At 62.7% G+C, this 26061-nt stretch carries 26 protein-coding genes; 19 read left to right on the top strand and 7 right to left on the bottom strand.

Annotation, left to right across the window (positions count from 1 at the left end):
* The first annotated feature begins 113 nt into the window (after positions 1-113).
* Genes fabD through fabG form a run of 3 tightly spaced genes read left to right on the top strand, consistent with a single transcriptional unit; the run spans position 114 to position 2589 of the window.
* Positions 114-1049, top strand: coding sequence for an ACP S-malonyltransferase (fabD, locus tag ACZ2HM_RS06295; protein WP_470426522.1), 936 nt, complete (start codon positions 114-116; stop codon positions 1047-1049).
* Complete coding sequence (locus ACZ2HM_RS06290) at positions 1046-1846, top strand: crotonase/enoyl-CoA hydratase family protein (protein ID WP_470426521.1); 801 nt, start codon at positions 1046-1048, stop codon at positions 1844-1846. Before fabD ends, ACZ2HM_RS06290 begins: the two co-directional genes overlap by 4 nt.
* A gap of 2 nt (positions 1847-1848) precedes the next feature.
* The gene (gene fabG / locus ACZ2HM_RS06285) at positions 1849-2589 is read left to right on the top strand and encodes a 3-oxoacyl-[acyl-carrier-protein] reductase (protein WP_470426520.1); all 741 of its coding nucleotides are present in this window, start codon (positions 1849-1851) and stop codon (positions 2587-2589) included.
* 136 nt (positions 2590-2725) lie between these two features.
* On the opposite strand, the gene ACZ2HM_RS06280 is transcribed toward fabG, so the two are convergent.
* Positions 2726-3064, bottom strand: a complete 339-nt coding sequence (locus ACZ2HM_RS06280; protein WP_313923803.1) for an ArsR/SmtB family transcription factor — start codon at positions 3062-3064, stop codon at positions 2726-2728.
* 290 nt (positions 3065-3354) lie between these two features.
* On the opposite strand from ACZ2HM_RS06280, the gene ACZ2HM_RS06275 reads away from it, so the two are divergent.
* The 6 genes from ACZ2HM_RS06275 to ACZ2HM_RS06250 all read left to right on the top strand — a co-directional run bounded on the left by ACZ2HM_RS06275 (position 3355) and on the right by ACZ2HM_RS06250 (position 10186).
* Positions 3355-4497: a DNA methyltransferase gene (locus ACZ2HM_RS06275; RefSeq protein ID WP_470426519.1), complete on the top strand. Its 1143-nt coding sequence runs from the start codon at positions 3355-3357 to the stop codon at positions 4495-4497.
* A gap of 133 nt (positions 4498-4630) precedes the next feature.
* Complete coding sequence (folP, locus tag ACZ2HM_RS06270; RefSeq protein ID WP_470426518.1) at positions 4631-5755, top strand: dihydropteroate synthase; 1125 nt, start codon at positions 4631-4633, stop codon at positions 5753-5755.
* A gap of 135 nt (positions 5756-5890) precedes the next feature.
* Positions 5891-6370 (top strand): 50S ribosomal protein L13, encoded by a 480-nt coding sequence (gene rplM / locus ACZ2HM_RS06265; protein WP_037473167.1) that lies wholly within the window; start codon positions 5891-5893, stop codon positions 6368-6370.
* Entirely contained in the window at positions 6370-6948 is a 579-nt protein-coding gene (gene rpsI / locus ACZ2HM_RS06260; RefSeq protein ID WP_037473170.1) for a 30S ribosomal protein S9, read from the top strand. The genes rplM and rpsI overlap by 1 nt, the downstream gene beginning before the upstream one ends.
* 146 nt (positions 6949-7094) lie before the next feature.
* Positions 7095-9899, top strand: coding sequence for a DUF3857 domain-containing protein (locus ACZ2HM_RS06255; protein ID WP_470426517.1), 2805 nt, complete (start codon positions 7095-7097; stop codon positions 9897-9899).
* A 104-nt stretch (positions 9900-10003) separates the two neighbouring features.
* Positions 10004-10186, top strand: coding sequence for a CsbD family protein (locus ACZ2HM_RS06250; protein ID WP_037477620.1), 183 nt, complete (start codon positions 10004-10006; stop codon positions 10184-10186).
* A gap of 34 nt (positions 10187-10220) precedes the next feature.
* Here ACZ2HM_RS06250 and ACZ2HM_RS06245 read toward each other — a convergent pair whose 3' ends face one another.
* Complete coding sequence (locus ACZ2HM_RS06245; protein WP_037477618.1) at positions 10221-11600, bottom strand: alanine/glycine:cation symporter family protein; 1380 nt, start codon at positions 11598-11600, stop codon at positions 10221-10223.
* 124 nt (positions 11601-11724) lie between these two features.
* On the opposite strand from ACZ2HM_RS06245, the gene glmM reads away from it, so the two are divergent.
* The 7 genes from glmM to ACZ2HM_RS06210 all read left to right on the top strand — a co-directional run bounded on the left by glmM (position 11725) and on the right by ACZ2HM_RS06210 (position 16527).
* Positions 11725-13065 (top strand): phosphoglucosamine mutase, encoded by a 1341-nt coding sequence (glmM, locus tag ACZ2HM_RS06240; protein ID WP_037479300.1) that lies wholly within the window; start codon positions 11725-11727, stop codon positions 13063-13065.
* 108 nt (positions 13066-13173) lie between these two features.
* Positions 13174-13398 (top strand): DUF1272 domain-containing protein, encoded by a 225-nt coding sequence (locus ACZ2HM_RS06235; RefSeq protein WP_037477617.1) that lies wholly within the window; start codon positions 13174-13176, stop codon positions 13396-13398.
* Positions 13395-14150 (top strand): bifunctional hydroxymethylpyrimidine kinase/phosphomethylpyrimidine kinase, encoded by a 756-nt coding sequence (gene thiD, locus ACZ2HM_RS06230; protein WP_470426516.1) that lies wholly within the window; start codon positions 13395-13397, stop codon positions 14148-14150. The genes ACZ2HM_RS06235 and thiD overlap by 4 nt, the downstream gene beginning before the upstream one ends.
* Entirely contained in the window at positions 14143-14742 is a 600-nt protein-coding gene (locus ACZ2HM_RS06225) for a ribonuclease HII (protein ID WP_037477615.1), read from the top strand. The genes thiD and ACZ2HM_RS06225 overlap by 8 nt, the downstream gene beginning before the upstream one ends.
* Positions 14743-15027: 285 nt before the next feature.
* The gene (locus ACZ2HM_RS06220) at positions 15028-15663 is read left to right on the top strand and encodes a L,D-transpeptidase family protein (protein ID WP_470426515.1); all 636 of its coding nucleotides are present in this window, start codon (positions 15028-15030) and stop codon (positions 15661-15663) included.
* Positions 15664-15953: 290 nt separating this feature from the next.
* Positions 15954-16232: a type II toxin-antitoxin system RelE/ParE family toxin gene (locus ACZ2HM_RS06215; protein WP_470426514.1), complete on the top strand. Its 279-nt coding sequence runs from the start codon at positions 15954-15956 to the stop codon at positions 16230-16232.
* Positions 16233-16242: 10 nt separating this feature from the next.
* Entirely contained in the window at positions 16243-16527 is a 285-nt protein-coding gene (locus ACZ2HM_RS06210; protein WP_470426513.1) for a HigA family addiction module antitoxin, read from the top strand.
* 209 nt (positions 16528-16736) lie between these two features.
* Here ACZ2HM_RS06210 and ACZ2HM_RS06205 read toward each other — a convergent pair whose 3' ends face one another.
* Complete coding sequence (locus ACZ2HM_RS06205) at positions 16737-17678, bottom strand: IS110 family RNA-guided transposase (RefSeq protein WP_006966739.1); 942 nt, start codon at positions 17676-17678, stop codon at positions 16737-16739.
* 299 nt (positions 17679-17977) lie between these two features.
* On the opposite strand from ACZ2HM_RS06205, the gene ACZ2HM_RS06200 reads away from it, so the two are divergent.
* Together ACZ2HM_RS06200 and ACZ2HM_RS06195 are read left to right on the top strand one after the other, a co-directional pair.
* Positions 17978-18924 (top strand): IS630 family transposase gene (locus ACZ2HM_RS06200; protein ID WP_096063109.1). Its coding sequence is split into 2 segments (ribosomal slippage): positions 17978-18314 and positions 18314-18924, totalling 948 coding nucleotides; the frame shifts between segments, so codons are not numbered across the junction.
* Positions 18925-18993: 69 nt separating this feature from the next.
* On the top strand, positions 18994-20808 hold the full coding sequence (locus ACZ2HM_RS06195) for an ATP-dependent nuclease (RefSeq protein WP_470426512.1): 1815 nt from the start codon (positions 18994-18996) through the stop codon (positions 20806-20808).
* A gap of 143 nt (positions 20809-20951) precedes the next feature.
* On the opposite strand, the gene ahpF is transcribed toward ACZ2HM_RS06195, so the two are convergent.
* The 3 genes from ahpF to betI all read right to left on the bottom strand — a co-directional run bounded on the left by ahpF (position 20952) and on the right by betI (position 24067).
* Positions 20952-22532 (bottom strand): alkyl hydroperoxide reductase subunit F, encoded by a 1581-nt coding sequence (gene ahpF, locus ACZ2HM_RS06190; RefSeq protein ID WP_470426511.1) that lies wholly within the window; start codon positions 22530-22532, stop codon positions 20952-20954.
* Between the two features lie 218 nt (positions 22533-22750).
* Positions 22751-23314, bottom strand: a complete 564-nt coding sequence (ahpC, locus tag ACZ2HM_RS06185; protein WP_037479631.1) for an alkyl hydroperoxide reductase subunit C — start codon at positions 23312-23314, stop codon at positions 22751-22753.
* A gap of 105 nt (positions 23315-23419) precedes the next feature.
* Entirely contained in the window at positions 23420-24067 is a 648-nt protein-coding gene (gene betI, locus ACZ2HM_RS06180) for a transcriptional regulator BetI (RefSeq protein ID WP_470426510.1), read from the bottom strand.
* Positions 24068-24203: 136 nt separating this feature from the next.
* Between betI and ACZ2HM_RS06175 the strand changes: the two genes are divergently transcribed.
* Positions 24204-24674 (top strand): hypothetical protein, encoded by a 471-nt coding sequence (locus ACZ2HM_RS06175; RefSeq protein WP_470426509.1) that lies wholly within the window; start codon positions 24204-24206, stop codon positions 24672-24674.
* On the opposite strand, the gene ACZ2HM_RS06170 is transcribed toward ACZ2HM_RS06175, so the two are convergent.
* Positions 24662-25888: a glycosyltransferase family 87 protein gene (locus ACZ2HM_RS06170; protein ID WP_470426508.1), complete on the bottom strand. Its 1227-nt coding sequence runs from the start codon at positions 25886-25888 to the stop codon at positions 24662-24664. The two genes, ACZ2HM_RS06175 and ACZ2HM_RS06170, sit on opposite strands and share 13 nt — an antisense overlap.
* Between the last annotated feature and the right edge of the window lie 173 nt (positions 25889-26061).

Genomic DNA, 26061 nt, shown 5'->3' with positions numbered 1-26061 from the left:
GCGTGCGCGACCTGACTGCCGCAGGGTCGTGTACGTCTCAATGGCATTTATGTCTCAAAGTGTAACGACGTTGAATATCGGCGCTTTTTTGGTTGATGGTTAGAGGATGGATGATGCGCGCATTTGTATTTCCGGGTCAGGGCAGCCAGTCGGTCGGCATGGGCAAGGCCTTGGCCGACGCCAGTCCCGCCGCGCGGGAGCTGTTTCAGGAGGTCGATGACGCCCTGTCGCATCATCTGTTTCGGTTGATGGTCGAAGGACCGGAGGATCGACTGACCCTCACCGAAAATGCGCAGCCCGCGATCATGGCCAATGCCATCGCGACGTTGCGGGTCATGCAGCGCGAAGGCGGCTTCTCGATCGCGCAGAAGGGCGATTATGTCGCTGGGCATAGCCTGGGCGAATATAGCGCGCTGTGCGCGGCGGAGGCGCTCGATGCTGGTACGACGGCGCGGCTACTTAAGCGGCGTGGCTATGCGATGCAGGAAGCCGTGCCAGTGGGCGAGGGGGCCATGGCCGCTTTGCTGGGTGCCGACATCGAAAAGGCGCAGGCTTTGGCGGATGCCGCGGCGCAGGGCGAAGTCTGTGCCGTCGCCAACGACAATGATCCAAGCCAGGTCGTGATTTCGGGCCACAAGGCGGCGATCGACCGCGCCGTGGCGATGGTGAAGGAGCATGGCATCAAGCGCGGCATATTGCTGCCGGTGTCCGCGCCGTTCCATTGCGAATTGATGCAGCCTGCTGCCGATGCGATGGCGCAGGCCCTGGCCGAGGTCGCGCTGGTCGCGCCGCTGCTGCCGGTCTATGCCAATGTGCTGGCCGCGCCGATTGCAGAGCCGGACGAGATCAAGCTGCGGCTGGTCGAGCAGGTTACCGGCCGGGTACGCTGGCGCGAATCCGTGGCGGCGATGTGGGACGCGGGCGTTACCGAATTTGTCGAAATTGGCGGCAAGGTGTTGAGCCCGATGATCAAGCGCATAGCGCCCGATGCCACCGTGCGTAGCATCGTGACGATGGACGATATCGAGGCGGCGCTGGGCGCGCTGTGAGCGCTGTCCTCACCCAGCTGGATGGCGCGGTCCTGACGGTCACGCTCAACCAGCCCGACCGGCGCAATCCGATCTCCGATCCGGCGATGGTCGATGCGCTGTGTGCCGTGTTCGAGGCGGCGGATCGCGACCTGTCGATCCATGTCGCGATCCTGACCGGTGCGGGGAGCGCCTTTTCGTCGGGTGGCGACCTGAACGCGATGCGGCCCGACGCGGGCGGGCTGCGCGCGGGACTGCCGGCGCAGACGCGGCGCAATTATCGGGCGGGCATCCAGCGGCTGCCCTTGTTGTTCCAGGCGATCGAACTGCCGGTGATCGCGGCCGTCAATGGCCCTGCGATCGGTGCGGGGATGGACCTCGCCTGCATGTGCGACCTGCGCATTGCGGCGCAATCGGCGCGCTTTGCCGAGAGTTTCGTCAAGCTGGGATTGGTGTCCGGGGATGGCGGGGCGTGGCTGTTGCCGCGTATCGTCGGTTTCTCCAAGGCCAGCCAATTGTCGCTGACCGGCGAGACGATCGATGCGGAGGAAGCGCTGCGGATCGGGTTGGTGGGTGCTGTGGTGCCCGACGCGGACCTGATGGACGTCGCGCGTGCGCAAGCCGACGCCATCGCCGCCAATCCGCCTCATGCCACGCGCATGACCAAGCGGCTGCTGCGTGCGGCGCAGACGGCGGAATTGAACCAGATACTCGAAATGGCGGGCGCGATGCAGGCGCTGGCCCATGCGACGGCGGACCATGACGAGGCGATCGACGCCTTCTTCGACCGCCGCCCACCAATGTTCAAGGGAGACTGACCATGTTTGACCTCACAGGAATGACCGCGCTGGTGACGGGCGCGTCCGGCGGGATCGGGTCCGAGATTGCCCGGTCGCTGGCCGCGCAGGGCGCCACGCTGGCGCTGTCGGGCAGCAATGAAGAGAAGCTCAAGGCGTTCGCGGCCGAATTGGGCGGGGATCATAAGACGCTGGTGTGCAACCTGTCGGACCCGGCTTCGGTCGATGCGCTGGTGCCGCAGGCGGTCGAGGCATTGGGCGGCAAGCTCGACATATTGGTCAATAATGCGGGCGTGACGCGCGACAATCTGATCCTGCGGATGAAGGATGAGGAATGGTCGACCGTGATTGCGGTCAATCTGGAAGCCGCATTCCGGCTGTGCCGTGCCGCCGCCAAGCCGATGATGAAGGCGCGCTTCGGGCGGATCATCTCGATCACGTCGGTCGTGGGCGTCACCGGCAATCCGGGCCAGTCCAACTATTGCGCGTCGAAGGCCGGGATCATCGGCATGTCCAAATCGCTGGGCCAGGAATTGGCGAGCCGGGGCATCACCGTCAATTGCGTCGCGCCGGGCTTCATCCGGTCCGCGATGACCGATGCGCTGAACGACGCGCAGAAGGGTGCGATCCTGCAGAAGATTCCGGTCGGGGATCTGGGCGATGGCGCGGACATCGGCGCGGCCGTGGTCTATCTCGCCAGCCGCGAGGCGGGCTATGTCAACGGCCAGACGCTGCATGTGAATGGCGGCATGGCGATGATTTGAGGCTAAGCGCCTCGGCGATCCTTGTTCCCCGGCGGAAGCCGGGGTCCAGGAGCGGCAGGGGAAGCGCCCAGCAACCCTGGACCCCGGCCTGCGCCGGGGAACAGAAAAGGGGCAGTTGGAGCAGAATTGGGCGTTCCTAAGCCCCCATATCCTCCAGCGCGGTGAAGCGTTGCGACCAGAGTGCGCCATAGACCGCCATCCATTGCACCACCGGGGCGAGGCCCTTGGCGCGGGCGCTGTAGAAGGTTTCCCGTCCCGCCCTGCGCGCCGTCACGAGCCTAGCGCGTTTGAGCTTGCCCAAGTGGCGCGATACCATGGGTTGCGATACGCCCGCGATCGCGGTCAGCGCATGAACGCTCTGTTCGCCTTCGCGGACGAGATATTCCAGCAGCGCGCGGCGAGTGCCGTCCGACAAGGCCTTGAACTGGGCGTCGATCGTCGCGCCGCGATTATCTTCCTGTAATCCAACTGTCATCGGTAAGTCATAACCATAGGGTTATCAATGGGTCAACCATTGTTGCCGATCTGGACCTTGGCGCGCCGTTAACCAAAAAAACTTTGGGCGGGGATGGGCGTGAGTCTTTTGAGTCACACCGCCCTATCTTGAGTCCCGCGCGACTCGCCAGACTCCATATCTTGTGGTTCCCCGCTTCGTTCTCCCCGACATCTGTGTCGTTTGGTATCGGGCAGGCCAGGGTGCCGGGCTTGACGCCGGACTCCCAAGGACTCATCGCTGTTGTTCAAGACGAACGGGGGTTTTTACGCATGGGTCTCATGGAGCGGGTCGCACCGGCGCGACGGAAAAAGGCGATCGCACCGATCGCGGTTCCAGCGGCGGAGATTGCGACCGATTGCCTGCTGCGGGGCGATTGCATCGCGCAGATGGCGGCGCTGCCCGACAATTGCATCGACATGATTTTTGCCGATCCGCCCTATAATCTGCAACTGGGTGGCGACCTGTTCCGGCCCGAAGGCGGGCGGGTCGATGCGGTCGATAATGACTGGGACAAGTTCGATACGCTGGGCGCCTATGACCGCTTCACCAAGGCGTGGTTGAAACAGGCGCGCCGCATCCTGAAGCCCAATGGCAGCATCTGGGTGATCGGCAGCTATCACAACATCTTCCGCGTCGGCACGGCGTTGCAGGATGAGGGCTTCTGGATCCTCAACGACATCATCTGGCGCAAGGCCAACCCGATGCCCAATTTCAAGGGCACGCGCTTCACCAATGCGCATGAGACGCTGATCTGGGCCAGCCAGGGTGAGGACGCCAAATATACGTTCAACTATAAGGCGATGAAGACGCTTAACGACGAGTTGCAGATGCGCTCCGACTGGGTGTTGCCGATCTGCGGCGGGCAGGAGCGGTTGAAGCGCAACGGGACCAAGGCGCATCCGACGCAGAAGCCGGAATCGCTGCTTTATCGCGTGATGTTGTCCTGCACCAAGCCGGGCGACGTGGTGCTTGATCCTTTCTTCGGGACCGGCACCACTGGCGCGGTGGCCAAGCGGTTGGGGCGCAAATGGATCGGCATCGAGCGGGAGGAATCCTATATCGAGGTTGCGCTGGAGCGGATCGAGGCGGCGCTGCCATTGGATGAGTCCGCGCTCACCATCATGCAGAGCGCCCGGTCGCAGCCCAAGGTCGCGTTCGGGACGCTGGTCGAAACGGGCTATTTGAAGCCCGGCGCGGTGCTGACCGACGCCAAGCGGCGCTGGCAGGCGGTGGTGCGGGCCGACGGGTCGCTGGCGGTGGGGAGCGATACCGGGTCGATCCACAAGATCGGCGCGACGTTGCAGAATGCGCCGAGCTGCAATGGCTGGACTTTCTGGCATCATGAGGCCGAGGGCGGGTTGAAGCCGATCGATACGCTGCGTCAGACCTATTTGCTGGCGAACGAGCCTTAAAAGCTGCCATGACTACGCCGTCATCCTGACGAAAGTCAGGATCCATTGGCTCTGGCGTTGCACGTTTCTGCAGGGCTAGAGCCAATGGATGCTGAAACAAGTTCAGCATGACGAAAGAGGGGAGTCCCGCTCGATGACATTGCCCGCCATTCCCGCCGATGCGCGCCTGTACCTGCGGCCGACATGGTTTGTGTCGTCGCCGATCGGCTTGCCGGACGGGTCGGTGGCGCGGATGGGTAATGGGCTGATCTGGTTCCAGGGCTATGAACTGAGCGCCTTTGTCGGGCGGGGCCGCGTGGCGCGGGTGACGGTGCCGGTGGCTGGGTTCGCCGATGCGATCGCCAACTTGCCTGATGTTTTGGCGGAGCGCGCGCAGAGGCTGGCCGCGAATATTTCCGCGACCCGCGCGCCTTTGGTCCTTGGTGAGCGGACCATCCGTTTCGATGCGCCGCAGGTGATGGCGATCCTGAACGTCACGCCCGACAGTTTTTCGGACGGCGGCAAGCATGTCGGCGATCCGCAGGCGGCGGCCGATGCGGGTTTCGCGATGGCGGCGGCGGGCGCGGCCTTGATCGACGTGGGGGGCGAATCCACCCGGCCGCGCGCCGACAAGGTGTGGGAAGGCGATGAGATCGCCCGCATCGCGCCGGTGATCGAGCGGCTGGCGGCGGCGGGCGTGCCGGTGTCGGTGGACACGCGCAAGGCGGCGGTGATGGAGGCGGCGCTGGCGGCGGGGGCCAAGATCGTCAATGATGTCAGCGCGCTGGCGCATGATCCGCGCAGTATGGAGGTCGTGGCCGGGGCGGGCTGCCCGGTCATCCTGATGCATGCGCCGTCGGCGGGCGATGATCCGCATGACAATCCTGCGGGCTATGGCGATGTCGTGGCGGATGTGTTCGATCATCTCGAAGGGCGGATCGCGGCCTGCCTCGATGCTGGCATCGCGCGCGATCGGATCATGGTTGATCCGGGGCTTGGCTTTGGCAAGTCGCTGGCCGACAATCTTGCGCTGGTGAATGGGCTGGCGACGTTTCAGGCGTTGGGTGTGCCATTGCTGTTTGCAGGCAGCCGCAAAAGGCTGATCGGCGCGCTGTCGAACGAAGCGCCCGCTGCCGACCGACTGGGTGGTTCCATCGCGCTGGCGTTCCGGGCGGCGCAGCTCGGTGCGCAGATGGTGCGGGTCCATGACGTGAAGGAAAGCGTCCAGGCCTTGCACCTGTGGCGGGGGTTGGCGGACGCCGGATTGAGCGCGATTTAGAGGAAGGTATTATTTTACCCGTCAGGAAAGCCGCCATATCGCTTGACTTGGACGGCTTCCCCAGTCATTAGCGCCCCACTTCCGGGGGTCGGTAACGGCCTGCGGTTCTTTAATTCATTCTGGAGTATTGGCACCATGAAGGCGCTGATGAAGACGACCAAGTCGGCAAGCCCGGCAACGGTTGATAAGAAGTGGGTCCTGATCGACGCGGAAGGCCTCGTCGTCGGCCGTCTCGCTTCGACCGTGGCAAATATCCTGCGTGGCAAGCACAAGACCAGCTTCACGCCCCATGTCGATTGTGGTGACAATGTCATCATCATCAACGCGGGCAAGGTGAAGTTCACCGGCAAAAAGCTGACCGACAAGATCTATTACAAGCACACCGGCTATGCCGGCGGCATCAAGGAAACCACGCCCGCCAAGATTTTGGAAGGCCGTTTCCCTGAGCGCGTGCTTGAAAAGGCGATCGAGCGCATGATCCCCCGTGGCCCGCTGGGCCGCCAGCAGATGCGCAACCTGCGCGTCTTCGCCGGTGCCGAGCATCCCCATGAAGCCCAGAACCCCGAAGTGCTCGACTTCGCGTCGCGCAACCGCAAGAACAAGGTGGGTGCATAATGTCCGATAACCGCCAGTCCCTGTCCGACCTCGCGGCGATCGCCGCCGAAGCGGCTGCCGCTCCGGCTGCTGCGCCCGCTGCTCCTGAAGCCGCCGCGACGCCCGCTGCTCCGGTTGAAGCCGAAGCGCCTACCGCTCCGGTCGAGCCTGCAGCGCCCACCATGCCGCTGCGCGCGCAGGAAATCGACAACCTCGGCCGCGCCTATGCGACCGGTCGTCGCAAGGATGCCGTTGCCCGCGTCTGGGTGAAGCCCGGCACCGGCAAGATCACGGTCAATGGCCGCGATCAGGAAATCTATTTTGCGCGCCCGACCCTGCGTCTGGTCATCAACCAGCCCTTCGGCGTCACCGACCGTAACGGTCAGTATGACGTGATCGCCACCGTCAAGGGCGGCGGTCTGTCCGGCCAGGCCGGTGCGGTCAAGCATGGCATCGCCCAGGCGCTGACCAAGTACGAGCCTGCGCTGCGCAGTGCGGTCAAGGCCGAAGGCTTCCTGACCCGCGACAGCCGCGTCGTCGAGCGTAAGAAGTACGGTAAGGCGAAGGCGCGCAAGAGCTTCCAGTTCTCGAAGCGCTAAGTCGATACCGACTGCAAGTTCAGGAAAGGGGCCGGTTTTCCGGCCCCTTTTTTCGTATGCGCGCTTCGTCTGATCGCTTGAGTGCCCCGCCCCGATGCAATAGCCTGCGTGGCGACAGGCGGATGCCGGGGGATGTTCGGGGGTTTATGAGACAGACGATGTGGATGGCGATGCCGATCGCCATGGTGGTTGCTGCGCCGGCTGTGGCGGGTGAAATGCCGCTCTATCAGGCGGCACCCGCCTGGGTGGAGAAGGCCAGCGTGCCGCCGCTGTCGAGCTTCGAGGGCGAACCGCCGACGATGCTGTTGTTCGACAGCCAGCAGCGGGTGGAGGATGGCCGCCTGTGGAGCTATGCCGATGTCGCGACCCGTGCAGGGTCGGCCGAAGCGCTGGCGCAACTCTCCTCGCTTACCCTGCCATGGGCACCCGACAAGGGCGACCTCATCATCCATGAAGTGTCGATCCTGCGCGGTGACCAGGTGATCGATGCGCTGGCGGGCGACAAGCGCTTTGCCGTGCTGCGCCGCGAGGAAAATCTCGAAGCGCGGCAGATTACTGGCGTTCTTACCGCGACGTTGGCGGTCGAAGGGGTGCAGGTCGGCGATATTGTCCGCCTGCGCTATACGACGTCGATGAAGGATGATGCGCTCGGTGGACATGTCCAGGGTGCGATGGGGCTGTTCGCTGCGCCGTTGCGGATGGGACAGGGGCGGCTGCGTGTCCAATGGTATGAGCGCAGCGGGGCCAAGTGGAAATTGCTGGCCAAGGATGCAGTGGTCAAGCAGCAGAAAAAGGGCGGGTTCAACGAACTGACCGTCGCCCTGCCATTGGTCAAGCAGCCGGAGATGCCGGAGGATGCGCCGCTGCGCTATCGCCATCCACCCTTGTTCGAACTGTCCACCTTCGCGTCCTGGGCCGATGTATCGAAGACGATGGCACCGCTTTATGCGACCGAGGGGCTGATCGCGCCGGGTAGCGGGCTGGCGGGCGAACTGGACAGGCTGAAGGCGTCGGGCGGGTCGCCGCGCGCGAAGGCGGCCGCGGCGCTGCAACTGGTGCAGGATAGTATCCGCTATCTGGCGATCGGCATGAATGGTGGCAATTATGTGCCCCAGACCCCGGCGCAGACCTGGACGCTGCGCTATGGCGATTGCAAGGCCAAGACACTGCTGTTGCTGGCATTGCTGCGGGGCATGGGGATAGAGGCGGAGCCAGTGCTGGCCAGTTCCGCCATGGGTGATTTCGTGCCGGAACGGTTGCCCAGCGTCGCCGCGTTCGACCATGTGCTTGTGCGCGCGACGATCGATGGCGAGACGCTGTGGATGGATGGCACGGGCAGCGGCGCGCGGATCGACGATCTGGGCGATACGCCGCCTTTCGGCACGGTGCTGCCGGTGCGGACGGCGGGTGCAGACCTGCTGCCGATCCAGACCCGCGCCAACGCGCGGCCGATCATCGACATTGCGATCGAGGCCGACGAGAGCGGTAGCGTTCGGCTGCCCAGCGTCTTCGATGCGGTGGCCGTGTTGCGCGGCCCGGCGGCGTCCATGATCAATGTCGCCCTGGGCCAACTCGATACCAAGCAGCGCGCCGACATGGTGCGGGGATTCTTCATGCGGCAAATGGGACAGTCGCAGTTCAGCGACGTCAGTGTCGCGATGGATGCCGCCACGGCGACCACGACGCTGAAAGCGCACGGCGTCACGGCGACGCCCTGGCGCCTGGAGGATAATCGTCATCGGCGTAGCATTGGCCGGGGCGTCAACGACATCAGCTTCGCGCCTGATCGCGGGCGTCCGGCGTGGATCGATATTCCGGTGGCGACGCCGCCGCCGTCGGGGGTGCGCTATCGGCTGAAATTGCGCTTGCCCGATGGCGGCAAGGGCTATGTGCTGGAAGGCGACCAGAATGTCAGCCAGTCGATCGCGGGCTTCACGATCAAGCGCAATGTCCATCTGCGCGACGGGCTACTCGAACTGGATGAGCGGATGGATTCGACCGGGGTCGAGATTGCGGCGGCGCAAGTGCCCGACGAACGCGATCGGCTTGCCACGGCGCAGGCATTGGCCCCGCGCTTGATCGCCCCGGTCAAGCCGACCTTCTACTGGGATGCCCCTTACGAGGTGTTGGCAAACTGGTCGCAGGTCAAAGCGGGGGAGCAGGCGTTCACCAAGGCGATCGCCGAAGACCCGGAGGAAGTGTCAGGCTATAGCAGTCGCGCCAATTTCCGCTGGGGCGTAGGTGATCGAAAGAAGGCGTTGGCCGATCTCGACAAGGCGATTGCCATCGAGCCGGATGTCGATCTTTATCTCAGCCGCGCTGACCGGCGCTTCAGGCTGGGCGATGTGCCCGGCGCGCTGGCCGATGCACGGATGGCGCGGCAACTCGACCCGTCTGCCATTGGCGCGATCAATGCGGTTGCCACTTATCTTGCCGAAAGTGACAAGCTGGACGAGGCGCTGGTGATGGTGGATCAGCGGATCGCCATCGGCGGCGAAACCCGCGATGCCTATCGCCGGCTCAAGGCCAGCCTGCTGGGCACCTATGGCGATGCGGCCAAGGCGGTCGAACTGCTCGACGCGCATATTGCGGAAAAGCCTGGCCTGACCATGCTGCTCAACGAGCGCTGCTGGATCAAGGGCACGCGCGATATCATGCTCGATAGCGCGCTCAAGGATTGCACCCGCGCGATCGAGACCAGCACGTACAGCGTCGCAGCGCTCGACAGTCGTGCCATGGTGTCGTTCCGCATGGGCAAATATGAAGACGCGCTTCAGGATTTGACCGCCGTCCTCGACCAGGTGCCAGGCAAGGACGAGAGTCAATTCATGCGCGGGATCGTGTTGCATCGGCTCGGTCGGGCCAGCGACGGTGACAAGGACATCGCCATCGCGCGCCGTATCAACCCCCGCATCGACGCGGACTATGCGCGGTTCGGCATCAAGCCGTGATCATCGCAACAGCTATCGGCGATTTCGTTACGGGAGCGGTTTGACGGCAACCTTTATTCTGATTGTCGGTTGAATAGGCAACACCAACCAACAGGAGACTGAACATGGGTGAAGCAACTGACAAGCTGAAGGCTGCTGGCAACAAACTGGCCGGCAACGTCAAGGAAGCCGTTGGCAAGGCGACCGATAATGATCGTCTGGAAGCCGAGGGCAAGGCCCAGCAGGTCAAGGGCACCGGTCAGGATGTGGCTGGTTCGGTCAAGGGTGCGCTCGGCGACAAGATCTGACGCCACCGCTGCCAAATGAATAGGAAGCCCCGCCCTAACCGGCGAGGCTTTCTTTTTGCGTCAGATAGGCTTTCACGTCTCGCCGCAATTCCCCTGCGCACAAATAGAGCGCGATGACGTTGGGAATGGCCATCAGGAAAAAGCTGGAATCGACGATCCCGACGACCCGGCCCAGGTCGATCGCGGCGGCAGGGGGCAGGGCGACGACGTAGAGGATCTTGTACGTCCATTGCGCGCGCGTACCGTGGCCGAACAGATAGCCCCAGGCCTGCAACCCATAGAAGCCCCAAGCGACCAGCGTCGAATAAGCGAACAGGAATACCACGACAGCCAGCAGCCAGGGAAACCAGGGCGAAACCTGGGCGAAGGCGGCCGAGGTGATGGCGATGCCTTCCAGCCCGCTATTCCATGTGCCTGCCACGACCAGCGCCAAGCCGCCGAGACCGCATACGATCATCGTGCCGAGCAGCGGCTCCAATAGCGCGACCAGGCCTTCGGATACGGGACGGCGCGCGCGGGCGAGGCTGTGCGCCATCACTGCCGAACCGACACCCGCCTCGCTGGCGAAGACCGCGCGGCGCATGCCCGCGACGAAGGCACCGATCGCGCCACCGGTCGCCGCACTGCCGGTCCAAGCGCCGTCCCAGATCAACGCCAGCGCGCCGGGGATGGCGCCCAAGTGCAGGATCAGGATGGCGAATACCCCGACCAGATAGACGGCCACCTTGAGCGGGGTCAGCCGCTTGGCGACTTCGCCCAGCCAGGCCGCGCCGCCAAGAGTCACCAGCGCCACGGCACAGGCGAGGAAAATGCCATAGCCCCAGCCGTTGGTGAGGCCTGTGACGACCTTGACCTGTGCGAAACTCTGGTTGACTTGCACCATCGGGATCGCCCCGAACAAAGCGAAAAAGGCGTAGGCACCGCCCAGCGCCAGCCCGACCTTGGGCCAGCCGCGCGCTGCGCCGACGGCCTTCAGGACATACATCGGGCCGCCATGGACATGGCCCTGGGCGTCGAACACGCGATATTTGAGGCCGAGCGTGACTTCCGCCATCTTCACCGTCATCGCGAACCAACCGATGACGAACATCCACAGGATCGCGCCCGGCCCGCCCATCGTCAGGGCGACGGCGACGCCCGCAATATTGCCCAGGCCGATCGTGCCGGACAGCGCGGTGCTGAGCGCTGCCCATTGGCTGACATCGCCCTCCGCTTCGCCCTTTTCGGGCTGGGTGCGCAGGATGCGGATGGCGCGGCCGACCTGGGTGATATTCGGGAAGCCCAGCCATAGCGTGAAGAACAGCATCGGCAGCGCGAGGTAGAGGACGATCAATTCGATCTGCGTCCCCAGCATCGGCAGCTTGAAGAACACGGCGGCCGAGATGGCATCGACGATGGCGTTGAAATTTTCCATCCTGCGCCGATGGCGGGCGACGGGTGGATTGTCGATCAAGAAAAACTTGCCGCGCCCCGCCTATCGGCTGCAGCGTCGCGGTTGTGGCTTGATACCGGGCAGCTCTCCGGTGCATGACACGGGCATGAGCAGGCAATATTTCGGCACCGACGGTATCCGCGGGCGCACCAACCAATGGCCCATGACCCCAGACCTGGCGATGAAGGTCGGCATGGCGGCGGGCACGCATTTCCTGCGTGGTGCCCATCGCCATCGCGTCGTGATCGGTAAGGATACGCGGCTGTCGGGCTATATGGTCGAAAATGCGCTGGTCGCGGGCTTTACCGCTGTCGGCATGGACGTGGTGCAGTTCGGGCCGATCCCGACGCCCGCCGTCGCGCTGCTCGCTCATTCGATGCGCGCGGACCTGGGTGTCATGATTTCGGCCAGCCACAATCCCTATTTCGACAATGGTATCAAGCTGTTCGGGCCGGATGGTTACAAACTGTCTGATGAGGACGAACTGAAGATCGAAGCGCTGATCGGGCAGGAGATTCCGCTTGCGCCGTCCAAGGATATTGGCCGCGCGCGCCGGGTCGAGGACGCGCGCGGGCGCTATATCCATGCGGTCAAGTCCAGCTTCCCTGCCGACCTGCGGCTCGACGGCCTCAAGATCGTGGTCGATTGCGCCAATGGTGCGGCCTATCAGGTCGCGCCATCCGCGCTGTGGGAATTGGGCGCGACGGTCGTGGCGGTGGGGGTTAGCCCCAATGGCACCAACATCAACGACGGCTGTGGATCGACATCGCCCTTGCTGTGCCAGGAAACCGTCGTCTCGTCGGGGGCCGACATCGGCATTGCGCTGGACGGCGATGCGGACAGGCTGATCGTGGTCGACGAGAAAGGCCAGATCGTCGATGGCGATCAGATCATGGCGCTGATCGCGACCAATTTCGCGCGCGACGGGATGTTGCGCGGCGGTGGGCTGGTGGCGACGGTGATGTCCAATCTGGGCCTGGAACGCTGTCTGGCGGGGCAGGGGATCACGCTGGAGCGCACCAAGGTCGGCGATCGCTATGTGCTGGAGCGGATGCGCGAGGGTGGGTTCAATGTCGGGGGGGAACAGTCGGGGCATATGATCCTGTCCGACTATGCTACCACCGGCGACGGCACGGTTGCAGCCTTGCAGGTGCTGGCCGCGCTGGTGCGGTCGGGCAAGCCCGCCAGCGAAACATTGCACCAGTTCGATCCGGTGCCGCAATTGCTCAAAAATGTGCGCTTTGCCGGGGGCAAGCCGCTGGAGCATGGAGACGTGCAGCGCGTCATCGCGCAGGCTGAGGCGGAACTGGCCGGTGTGGGCCGCCTCGTCATTCGTCCGTCGGGAACGGAGCCTGTGATCCGGGTCATGGCGGAAGGCGACAGTGCGGACCAGGTGAGGGACGTGGTCGAGCGGATCTGCGCTGCGGTCGAGAGGGCGGCGGCGTGAGTCTCCATTCCCGTCGTCATCCCAGCGAACGCTGGGATCTCGCTTGTTTTGGTTCGAGTAAAAAGAAAAGAGAGATGCCAGCGTGCGCTGGCATGACGGAAATGGGCGATGCTTGACATGCACCCCGATTGCGAGCGCTGCGGTGCGGACTTGCCAGCCGATGTGCCGGGCGCGTTCATCTGTTCGTTCGAATGCACCTTTTGCGCGACCTGTGCCGAGGCGCTGGACGATCGTTGTCCCAATTGCGGCGGCGAGTTGATGGACCGGCCGACGCGGACGGGCAAGGCGCTGGCCGCCAATCCTGCGGCCACCATACGCAAGCATAAGCCATGACGCCTGCGCGCATTTTGATCATTGCCGGGTCCGACAGTGGCGGGGGCGCGGGGATTCAGGCGGACCTCAAGACCGTGACGCTGCTTAGCGGCTTTGCCATGACGGCGATCACGGCGATCACGGCGCAGAATACGTTGGGGGTGCAGGGCGTTCACCCGATCCCGACCGACATGGTGCTGGCGCAGATGGAAAGCTGTATCTGCGACATCGGCGTCGATGCGGTGAAGATCGGCATGATCGGGTCGGCGCAGACGGCGATGGCGGTGGCTGAGCAGCTGGCGGGGCTTGATGGTGTGCCGATCGTCTTTGATCCTGTCATGGTCGCGACGAGCGGATCGTTGTTGGCGGATGCGGATACGATTGCCGCGTTCCACAAGCTGATGGCCATCGCTACCTTGGTCACGCCCAATATTCCTGAACTGGCGGCGCTCGGCGGGGAGGCGATCGCGGCGCGTTTTGACACCCATGTTCTGGCCAAGGGCGGGCATGGCGAGGGGGTGATGCTCACCGACCGGCTGATCGGCCCCCACGGCGTTGCCGAAACCTGGAGCGATGCGCGGATTGATACGCCGCATACCCATGGCACCGGCTGCACCATGGCCAGCGCGATTGCGACTGGGTTGGGGCAGGGGATGGACTTGCCTGACGCGATCGCGCGGGCGCGGGACTATGTGCGGGCGGCGTTGATGCTGGCCCCGGGCTTTGGCGGTGGGCATGGGCCGATGGGGGCACCGTTCACTTTCCATGCCTGATTTTGCGCATGAAAGCCTGTATCATCCCGGCCTTGTCGCTGGGGTGGATGAGGCGGGGCGGGGGCCGTTGGCGGGGCCGGTGGTGGCGGCTGCCGTGATCCTGCGCGCTGATGATTGTCCACAGGGGTTGGACGACAGCAAGAAATTGTCGGCGACCCGCCGGGCGGCGCTGGAGGTGGAGATCAAGGATCGGGCGCTGTGCTGGGGGCTGGGGGTTGCCAGTGTCGAGGAGATCGACCGGCTCAATATCCTTTGGGCGACGATGTTGGCGATGACCCGTGCGGTGGCGGCGTTGGGGCGGGATTGCGCGCATGTGCTGGTCGATGGCAATCGCTGCCCGGACTGGCCGCATGCGTCGAGCGCGATCGTCGGTGGCGATGCCAAGAGCCTGTCGATCGCCGCGGCCTCCATCCTGGCCAAGGAAGCGCGGGACCGGATGATGGTGGAGGCAGCGGCGCGGCATCCGCATTATGGCTGGGCCAGCAACAAGGGCTATGGCAGCGCGCAGCATCTGGCCGCGCTGCGGACGCATGGGCCGACCCCGCTGCATCGGCGCAGCTTTGCGCCGGTTGCGCAGTTGGTGCTGCTTTAGGGGGTTTCTCCTCATTCTTCCGTGTTCCCCCTCCCGTTCGTCCTGAGTAGCCATTGAGCGAAGTCGAAATGGCGTATCGAAGGATCAAGCGCGTCGCATGATGCTTCGATACGGGTCTTCGACTTCGCTCAGCCCCTACTCAGCACGAACGGAGAGTGGAGGCTCTTGGTTTATCTCCAACCTCCTAACCCAACTCCCCCACCTCCCTGTCCCAAGGCGGGACCGATGCGATAAAGCGCTTTCTCCCCCTCTGGCGCGGGGCGGGGTTATGGTTAAGAAAGGCTTATGCTTTTCTTCCGGCTGCTTATTCTCCTGTGTTGCGCGTCTTTTTGTGTGCCGTCCGTGCGGGCGCAGGTCGCGGATGGGCCGCTCAGGCCGGGGGCGTATAGTTGGAGCGATGATGGGGTCGCGGACGGGCCGCTCTACCTGATCGTCAGCCTCGCGCGGCAGCAGGTCCATGTCTATCGCGGCGACCGGCTGATCGGCGCGGCCAGCGTGTCGACGGGGACGAAAAACAAGGCCACGCCGACCGGCAGCTTCCCGATCCTGCAAAAGCGGCAATGGCACCGCTCCAATCTCTATAGCAATGCGCCGATGCCCTTCATGCAGCGGCTGACCTGGGACGGGATCGCGCTGCATGCGGGGCATAATCCGGGCTATCCCGCCAGCCATGGCTGCATCCGGCTCCCTTATGCCTTTGCGCAGAAGCTGTTTGCGCTGACGCGGATCGGCACGTTGACGGAAGTGACGACCGACCGGCTGAGCGCCGCGCTGATGCTCGATCCGCTGGTGCTGGGCGATGCTGGCAGCAGTGTGGTGACCTTTGGCATGGGGGGCGCAGACATGCGCGGCGGGGCGGGGGCGCTCGCGCCGAGTCTGGAGATCGATCCGGGGATTTTCGGGAGCTGGGGGCGGTGGTGACGGGCCGGATGCCCGCTCCGCAATTTTGCAAAATCATGTGAAGTTCACACCGTCGCTGGCCCAGCGTTTGTGCGGGGGACGGACGGGTGGCGTGAACTTCGCAATAGGCGAATTTTTGCGAAGTGCGGGGTGACGTGCGGGCGCGCGCGCGAGGGATGAGGGGGCGGACCGAGAGAAAGAGCCGGGCGAGCATGGCATAGGTTGGGGGATGTAGGACAGGGGTATCGACCGGGATCAAGGCCCGTTCCGAGCGCACTTGCATCGTGTAACGATACGCGATACACTTCGTCATGATCATCGGGTTCCGGCACAAGGGGCCTGAGGCCTTTTATACCAGCGGCACGACGCGGGGCATCCAGGCATCCCATGCGAAGAAAATTCGCAATATCCTGGGCCTGCTCGACGTGGCGGCGGGGCCAGCGGATATGAATTTGCCGTCCTTCAAACTGCACGCGCTGAAGGGCGATCTCAAGGGGCATTGGTCGGTGTGGGTCAATGGCAATTGGCGCGTGACGTTCCGCTTTGTCGGCACCGATGCCGAACTTGTCGATTATCAGGATTATCATTGAGGCCATGACGATGATGCATAACCCTCCCCATCCCGGCGAATTGCTGCGTGATGAAGTCATTGTGGCGCTCGGCCTGTCCGTCACCGAAGCGGCCAGCCGTCTCGCCATGTCGCGTGTCGCCCTTTCGCGCGTGCTGAATGGCAAGGCGGCGATCAGCCCTGATCTGGCCCTGCGGCTGGAACAGGCGGGGACAAGCACGGCGCGGGCGTGGCTGGCCATGCAGGCGAATTACGACCTGTGGCGCGCGCGCGAGAATGGACAGCCGATGGTGCGGCGGTTGCAAGAGTTGGCGTGAGGTAGGGCACCTACCTCCAACTGCTAGGCAGTTTTTGCGGGTATCGCCGATCGCAGAAAATGTGTGCTGCTGACCAGGGTATCGGGTGTAGCAGACGTGGTGTCACTAGTTGCCTGAGCCACACGTCGCCCGAGACGGCTGAATTGCGAAAAGGCGACCTTTAGTGCTTTAACGCTTATCGAGGGCGCGCATTAGAGTATCCGTGATGGTCAAGCGCATGCTGTGGTCCAGAGACGATCTGCCCTGAGTAGCGCATTTGCGGTGACGATGAGCTTTCGCATGATGGCTGTGATGGCGATTTTGGCGGGTTTTCCGGCAGCGATGAGCTGCTGGTATTTGGCCTTGAGGTTTGGATTGAATCGGGCGGCGACCAGAGCAGGCATGTAGAGAGCCTGTCGGACATTGGCCCTACCGCCGCGGATGAAGCTTTTGCCTTTCCATTGGCCGGACTGGCGCGCGACCGGGGCAAGTCCGGCGAGCGAGGCAGCCTGCTTGTTATCGAGCGATCCGAGTTCGGGCATGGTGGCGATGATCTGGTTGGCGGTGAGTGTGCCGAGGCCAGCGATGCTGGTGAGAATGTGGTGGCGCCGGACGAGCTTTTCATCTGCGGCAATGACGGCCGCGATTTCAGCGTCGAGCGCAGCGATGTGGCGAGCGATCTGTTCGAGCCGTTGGCTGCACTGGCGCTTAAGCAGCGTGACGGTGAGGTTCTTTTCGCGGTTTTTGAGCGCGGTGCGATCACGCACCAGACCATCGCGGGCGTTGACGAGTTCGGCCAGTTGGTTCTGCTGCGGGCTTCGGGCGGGCCTGACCGGGGGTTTCAGCGTCACCGCCATCCGTGCGAGCAGCCTGGCGTCGATGCGATCGGTCTTGGCGAGCGTGCCTGTCGCCTGAGCGAAGCGCCTTGCCCGTTCCGGGTTGAGCTTGACGCAGGGCATATGGCCGAGCGCGACCTCCAGCGCGCGGTGGTAGATGCCGGTAGCCTCATAGGCGATCCGCTCGACCTCCCATTGCCCGGCCCATGCGATCAGGGTCTTGTGGCCCTTGGTGGTGTTGGGGAACTGGCGCTCGATCCCGATGGGATGGACATAGCAGTCCAACGTCGCTTTGGAGATGTCGATGCCGATGGTTTGTGGTAGAGAGTTGCTCATCTTTTTCGCTGTCCCATGCTTGTCATCCGGGCCTTAAAAGCCCCGGTATCCGTTCGGGCCTGATGAAAAAGAAAGGGGCGATCCTACTCTAACCCGGTCCCTTCACGACCAGCGGTTTTGCGATCCGTCCCCTTCCGTCCGGTCCGGGGTGGCCACCCCGGACCGGACATCGCATCCTGACCCGAACGGACCACAAAGTCATAAGACAAGCGGTTTTCGACCGTTATGAATCGTTAAGGGATTTCCACGGGGCGTGATTTCTGATTCAGAGTCTGTGCTGGTGAAGGAGGCCAGCATGGATGGGCCAACCTCTATCGATGGATTTACGTAAGCGGCTTCTGGCGGCGATCGATGCCGGGATGAGTTGTCGTGCTGCGGCGGCTCGGTTTGGTGTAGCGCCCTCGACAGCGATCCGTTGGCAGGATCAGCGGCGTACGACCGGCAGCTTTGCTCCCAAGCCTCAAGGTGGCGATATGCGATCGCGCCGGATCGAGGAGCGGCAGGCTGAAATCCTCGCCATATGGGAAGCGCGCAAGGACATCTCGCTTGAAGAACTGCGGGCGGCGTTGATCGATCTGGGCCTGCACGTCTCGGTGGCCGGGCTTCACCGCTTCTTCGTTCGTCACGGTATGACGCGCAAAAAAAGACTGGCCATGCGATCGAGCAGGACCGCCCCGATGTCCTGAGCCAACGACATGACTGGTTCGATGGCCAGCTCGATCTTGACCCCGAACGGCTCGTGTTCATCGACGAGACCTGGACCGCGACCAACATGACCCGCAGCCATGGCCGCTGCGCCAGGGGCGAGCGCCTGCGGATGGGCTTCCCGCACGGCCACCGCAAGACGACCACGCTGGTTGCCGGATTGCGCATGACCGGAATGGTCGCGCCAATGGTGCTCGATGGCCCGATCAACGGCGACTGGTTCGAAGCCTATGTCACCCATGTTCTCGTGCCCGAACTGCGGCTCGGCGACGTTGTCATTATGGACAACCTGTCGAGCCACAAGCGCGCATCGGTGCGCGAGCGGATCGAAGCGGCAGGCGCAACCTTGCGCTTCCTTCCGCCCTACAGCCCAGACTTCAATCCCATCGAGAAAGCCTTCTCCAAGCTCAAGGCCATGCTCAGGAAGATCGGCGAGCGCACGGTGAGCGGCCTCTGGGACCTCATCGGCAGGCTCGTGGATATCTTCCAGCCCAGAGAATGCGCCAACTACTTCAGCTCGTGCGGATATGATCCGGACTGATCGAAAAGCGCTCTAATGACTGTGACGGATCGATACGTCCACGCTATGTTTCCTAAGCAGGAGAAAAAGATGCGATTGCTTCAAGCGCGGGTTACCGGTTTTCAGTCTTTTGAGGATAGCGACGACGTATGTTTTGGAAGTGGCGCAAATTTAATCGTAGGACCAAACAACGTTGGCAAAAGTGCGTTTCTGCGAGCGCTTCAACCAACGCTCTCGGACGATCGACATCGCACCCCGATTGAGTGGAGAGACGAGGCGCTACCATCACCTTCGATTAAACTGCGTATCGAAGTCAGCGGTTCTGAAATAAAACGCGCGGTTTCCAGAAATGCGCCGTGCATTATTCCCGCTCCGGCCGGTGTGCCGGGCAGTCCGGTAGGCTACGTTCAACAACTTCTCGATGGGCCACCCTTCTTCATCAACTTGGAACATCGTCCCGGTCGCGAATTTGCAGCGCCATATCCTTCGCATGGGCTATTTAAATGGCTAGGATACGGCCAGGCAGTAGCGGCCAAGCTAGTTACGAATAATGGGAATATAGAAATAAGCGCACACAATAATAGCGAAGACACTTTGCCAGCTACTATTCATAACTTGTGGCGATCAAAAATGTTCTACTTTTCCGCAGAACGTTATAGCATCGGGCAAACATCGACCGCTCATATTGAACGACTAGATCAGAATGCTTCTAATCTAGCCGCTGTTCTGGCCACACTGTCTGGTGATCGGGGCGATCTTTTTGACAAGCTCGTATCACATCTTCGTGAGTTGTTTCCGACTGTTGGAAATATAAGTACGCGTATACAGCCTGGAAATCCTGGAGTGACTGAAATCCGTGTTTGGCCGACGATAGAGCGGCAGAACGTGGGTCTCAGTTTTCCACTAACGCAAAGTGGCACCGGGGTTGCTCAAACACTCGCACTACTGGTTGCAATAATGACAGTCGAGGATACTGTGATTGTTGTGGACGAGATTAATAGTTTTCTTCACCCTGCCGCCGTTAAGGCTTTGCTCCGCATTCTCCAGACTGAGTATGCACAACATCAGTATATCATCTCCACCCATGCTCCCGAAGTAGTTGGATTTTCCAATCCATCCACGGTACATTTAGTTAAGCGAAACGGGTACAAGTCGACAATCAGTCGGCTCGATCCAGCAGAGGTTAGCACGTTTCGTGAGGTAGCTTCTCATCTAGGTGTATCGATGGCGGATGTTTTTGCTGCTGATCGCGTTATCTGGGTAGAAGGTGAAACTGAAGAAACCCTTTTCCCGTATCTTTATCGTGAAACGGTTGGCCCGGTTCCGCGTGGTACAATTTTTACCACGGTGGCTGCAACCGGCGATTTCGGCGCCAAGCGTAGAGATAAGAAAATTGTATACGAAGCCTACTCACGGCTCAGTTCGGCGGTAGCAACTCTTCCGGTAAAGGTTATTTTTGGTTTCGATACGGAGATGCTGGCTGACCTAGAGAAAGCGGACATGGTACGGGAATCGCGTGGACGGCTGCGGTTTCTCCCTCGGCGGCATCTAGAGTGCTACCTACTTGATCCTGCAGCGGTAGCAGCGAGAATACGCGTTAAGGATCCTGAAAGCGCGGTGGACGCGGATACGGTGCATGCAAAACTCATGGAGTTAGCTGCTGAACGATCGCTGGCGATTTCAGGGACGGATCCGGCCTTGAATGATACGCAGTGGCTCCGGCAAGTTGACGCAGCCAAGCTTTTGGCCAAACTGTTTACTACTCTTAGTGACGCACGAATAGAGTACGATAAGACTTCGGATGGCATTGAGATAGTGAAGCTAATCATTGCTAATAATCCCGAATTTTTACATCCTCTTGTGACCTATGTACGGGAACTCGTAGAGGCGGTTCAGGGAGAGTGAAGATGTGGTAATTTCGAGAACCACGTTTGATTTATCTTACATCTGGAATGGGCGCACTCCGGCCATTGCCCAGCACCCATAAAAAACGGCCGACCCGTCGCCGGATCGGCCGTTCTTTCAAACCCCGTGCAAGGCGCCTGGCATCACGCCGCTTGCGCGGCCTCTTCGCTCGCAGGCAAGCGGATCAGGTAATCGAAGGCCGACAAGCCTGCCGTCGAGCCTGCGCCCATGGCGATGACGATCTGCTTGTAGGGGACCGTCGTGCAGTCGCCTGCGGCAAACACGCCGGGGACGCTGGTTTCGCCGCGGGCGTCGATTTCGATTTCGCCGCGGGGGGACAGGGCGACCGCATCCTTCAACCATTCGGTGTTGGGGACGAGGCCGATCTGGACGAAGATGCCTTCCAGTGCGATGTCATGTTCGATGCCGCTGTTGCGGTCCTTGTAGGACAGGCCGGTGACGCGGTCGCCATCGCCATCGACCTTCGACGTGAGGGCCGAGGTGATGATCTTGACGTTGGGCAGGCTGGCGAGCTTGCGTTGCAGCACCGCGTCGGCGCGGAGCTGGCTGTCAAACTCGATCAGCGTCACATGGGCGACGATACCGGCGAGGTCGATCGCGGCTTCGACGCCGCTATTGCCGCCGCCGATCACTGCGACGCGCTTGCCCTTGTAGAGCGGGCCATCGCAATGCGGGCAATAGGCGACGCCCTTGTTGCGATATTCCTCTTCGCCGGGCACGCCCATCTGCCGCCAGCGCGCGCCGGTGGAGAGGATGAGGGTGCGGCCCTTCAGCGAGGCGCCATTTTCCAGCACGACCTCATGATAGCCGCCTTCGGTGCGGGCCGGGATCAGCTTCGCCGCCTTTTGCAGGTTCATGATCTCGACGTCATAATCCTTGACGTGCGCTTCCATGGCGGAGGCGAGCTTTGGCCCTTCGGTGCGCGAGACCGAGATGAAATTTTCGATATCCATCGTGTCGAGCACCTGGCCGCCGAAGCGTTCGGCCGCGACGCCGGTGCGGATGCCCTTGCGCGCCGTGTAGATGGCCGCCGCCGCGCCCGCGGGACCGCCGCCGACGATGAGGACTTCGAAGGGTTCCTGGGCCTTGATCTTTTCGGCGGCGCGGGTGGCCGCGCCGCTGTCGATCTTGGCGACGATCTGTTCCAGTTCCATCCGGCCGCTGGCGAAGGGTTCGCCGTTGAGGAAGACGGTGGGGACGGCCATGACCTTGCGGCTGTCGACCTCCTCCTTGAACAGCGCGCCGTCGATGGCGACGTGGCTGATGCGGGGGTTGAGGACGCTCATGAGGTTGAGCGCCTGCACCACGTCGGGGCAGTTCTGGCAGGAGAGCGAGAAATAGGTTTCGAAGGCGAAGTCGCCGTCGATATCCTTGATCTGCTGGATCAAGTCCTGCGCCGCCTTTGACGGGTGGCCGCCGACCTGGAGTAGCGCGAGGACCAGCGAGGTGAATTCATGGCCCATCGGCAGGCCCGCGAAGCGCACGCCGATGTCGGTGCCTGCGCGGCGGATCATGAAGCTGGGGACGCGCTTGTCGATGCCGGTGACAACGGTCACCTTGTCCGACAGCTCGGCGATGTCGCCCAGCAATTCGCCCAGTTCGCGCGACTTTGCGCCTTCATCCAGCGAAGCCACCAGCTCGATCGGCTGAGTGATGTTCGCCAGATAGCCTTTCAGCTGTCCTTTGAGATTTGCGTCCAACATCGTGCCTTGCTCCGTTGCATGAAAGCGGGCCGCCGCCGCATATTGAGGGAGGGGGGCGTGCGGCGGCCCTTCGGGGGATGGTGCGACCCAAAGACCCCGATGAGAATAGGATGACGGTTTAGATAGCGTTGAAGGGTCCGCCGGGTTCCGTGCCCTTTGGGGCAACCCGGCGGCCGTTCAGGGCAGCGCGGCCAAGGGGGCCGCGCTGCGGGTCGTTTTTAGATCTTGCCGACCAGGTCGAGTGAGGGGGCGAGGGTGGTTTCGCCTTCTTCCCACTTGGCCGGGCAGACTTCACCGGGATGGGCGGCGACATATTGCGCAGCCTTCACCTTGCGGAGCAGTTCGGTCGCGTTGCGGCCGACGCCTTCCGAGGTGATTTCCATGAACTGGATCACGCCTTCGGGATCGACCAGGAAGGTCGCGCGGTCGGCAAGGCCGACGCCGGGACGCATCACGTCGAAATTGTTGGTGATCTGGCCCGACTGGTCACCCAGCATATAATAGTTGATCTTGCCGATGGCGGGCGAGGTGTCGTGCCAGGCCTTGTGGCTGAAATGCGTGTCGGTCGAGACCGAATAGACTTCGACGTTCAAGCCCTGGAGGGTCGGGTAGATGCCGGCCAGGTCTTCCAGTTCGGTGGGGCAGACGAAGGTGAAGTCGGCGGGGTAGAAGAAGAAGATCGCCCACTTGCCCTTCACGTCGGCATCGGTGACGTCGACGAACTTGCCTTCCTTATAGGCGGTCGCTGCGAACGGCTTGATGGTGGTGTTGATGAGAGCCATGGGCTGTCCAGTTCCTTATGTGGGTTGCTGTTGCCTGACCCATGTAGGGAAGCGGGCAGTGTAATGGAAATTGGTTTTCTCGGATGGGGTGAGTGAGAAAAGCGATCACAGCCGATCGGATTGATCGACCCACTCACCGCGCCATTGGCCGAGCGCCAGCATCATCGCGCGTTCGACCATGGCCTGCGCCTCTTCCGCCGAGAAGGTGGAAGGATCGAGGCAGAGTTCGAGCCAGAGGCCATCGACGAGCGCGGTCAGGCTGATCGCGGCGAGCCGGGCGCGGGCGGGCGGCATTTCCGGCACCGCGGCGAGGAGCAGGCTTTCGAGCTGGGCGCGGGTGGCGGCATAGACTTGCGCATGGACAGCAGCGATGGCGGGATCGCTTTTGACGAGGCTCCAGAAGGCGATCCAGGTGGCGAGCAGGTCCGGGTCCAATATGGGCGCGCGGAAATTGGCCTGGAGACAGGCGCGCAGCCGGTCGCGCGGGTCATCGCCGGCCTCTTCCACTGCCTGGTCGAGCGCGGCGGACACGGTTGCGCCGACATCGAGATAGGTGGCGAGGATGAGCGCGTTGACGCCCTCGAAATAATGGGTGAGCAGGCCGGAGGACACGCCCGCCTGAGCGCAGATCGCGCGGACGGAGGTTCCGCCGACGCCCTTTTCCGCGAGGCAGCGGGCGGTCGCCTCGATCAAGGCCTGACGCCGGACGTCGGGCGTTTCCCGGACGAATTTCGCCCTGGGTCGTTGCATCATGCTGTTCGTCATATCGTCCCCCGGTCTGCGTGTTTGGCGATAGACGGCGGCGCTGGCAAGGCGACGTCTTAGGCGCATATGGATCGAATGTGCCGTTTCGCGACTTGTTCTGCCCGATAGCCAAGGAGATCGACCGATGACCTGCTGCCTTTCGTCCCGCTTCACGCTGCCGTTGTTGCTGGCTGGCGCGCTGCTGACCGGATGTGGTCCTGCCGCCGAGACGGACAATGTCGCCAATGTCACGGCCAGCGTGCCGACGGTCGAGACGATCGAGGATAGCGACGCGATCAATAGCGTGGATGGCCCGACGGGTCGGTTGCCGACCGACGACTGGATCGGGCGCTGGACCGGGCCGGAGGGGTTGTTCCTCGACATCCAGCCTGCACCTGACGGGAAGCCGGGCAGCTATGCGTTGACCAACAAGGATAATCTCGACCGGCAGGGTGATTATGTCGGCATGGCCGGGGGGGCGATGATCCGCTTCACGCGCGATGGGAAGGAACTGACGATCCGGCCGGGCAGGGGGGCGGAGACGGGGTTCAAATATCTCGCCGACAAGACCGACTGCCTGATCGTGGCGACCGGGCAGGAGGGCTATTGCCGATAGGCCGTCAGGCGCGGGGGCCATGGCAAGATCAGCGCGTCGAACTGCGCTGTGCGGCGGGCGGTGATGGCGAGGATCGCGATCGCCGCGATCAGATTGACGGGGATCAGGGTCAGGTCCGACACCGCCCGTCCGAAGAGCGGTGCGAGCCAGGCATAAGCGAGCCATGTCGGCTCCCACCGCAGGACGCCACGGTTGGCCATGTCCGCCGCGACAAAGGCTATGGCGACGCCGAGCAACACATGGTCATAGTCCAGCACATAGGGGGTGCAGAGCAGGGCCGCGCTGAGGGCGGCTGCGCCGCGCAAGGCCATGCTGCCCCGGCGTGCGACCAGCGCCGCCGTCAGGATCGCGCCGATCGTGATCACCGCCTGCACGGCATAGGCGAGGGGGATCGATCCGCCCCATTGGCGGATCGCGGCGAAGGGGCTTTGAATCTTTTCCCAGCCGGTCGCGCCTGCTTCGATGATGATGTGGCGGGTCAGCGGCAGGGAATCGATGAAGGCTTGCCACACCGCCCAGCCCCAGATCGCCCATGTCAGCAGGCACAGCGTAACGACGGTCAGGCCCGCCGCAACGAACGCGCGCAGATTGCCGCGCGCCAGGATGAGGACGGGGATCAGCACCGCGAATTGCGGTTTGTAGACGAGCGCCCCCAACAGGATTCCAGCCACCCAGGGGCGCGTGTCGAGCAGCAACATCCCGCCGCCCAGCAGGCTGGCCGTGAGGAAGGCATTTTGGCCATGGCCAAGGCAGATCAGCACGACAGGCGCGCCCAGCGCCAGCAGCCATGCATCGCGTTCAGCGGGAAGTATCCGCTTGACCAGCAGCAGGGTGAGCAAGAGCGTCACGCCCTGCCACACCAGCAACGCCGCCACATAGGGAAGCTGCGCCAGCAAGGTGGCGATGATCAGGAAGGGGGGCGGATAATGCCAGCCATAGAAGGGAATGGCCGGGTCATGATGGACCTGCCGCTGCACGTCATGCTGAATCGTCCAGTCCCATGCCTCCGCCGCGCGGCCATGATCGGCCATCCATCCGGCGGTCCAGACATTGGAGAAGTCCGTGCCCAGCGGCCGTCCCAGCGAATCCACCGTGCCCTGCGCGCCCGCAAACAGGATGATCAGGCCGATGATGGTCGCCGCCAGCATGCAGCGCGCCACCAGCCGCATGCGCGCGCGCGTGACAAGCCGATCGGTTGGGGAGAGGGCGGGCATGGCGTCCACCCTTGCAGATGCGGCTGAAATTTTGGTAAATGCCGCAATAAGGGCCGGATCATCGGGAAATGATCGATCGGCACATTGAAAAGGACTTGGCGGCCTTGCCTCTTGCCTCTATCGGCGCATGGCTCTAGGGCATTGCCTTAACGGTTATTCACAACCACCAACGA

The organism is Sphingobium sp. KKT206, assembly GCF_055640555.1.
This window is presented reverse-complemented; position numbering and strand designations above follow the sequence as displayed.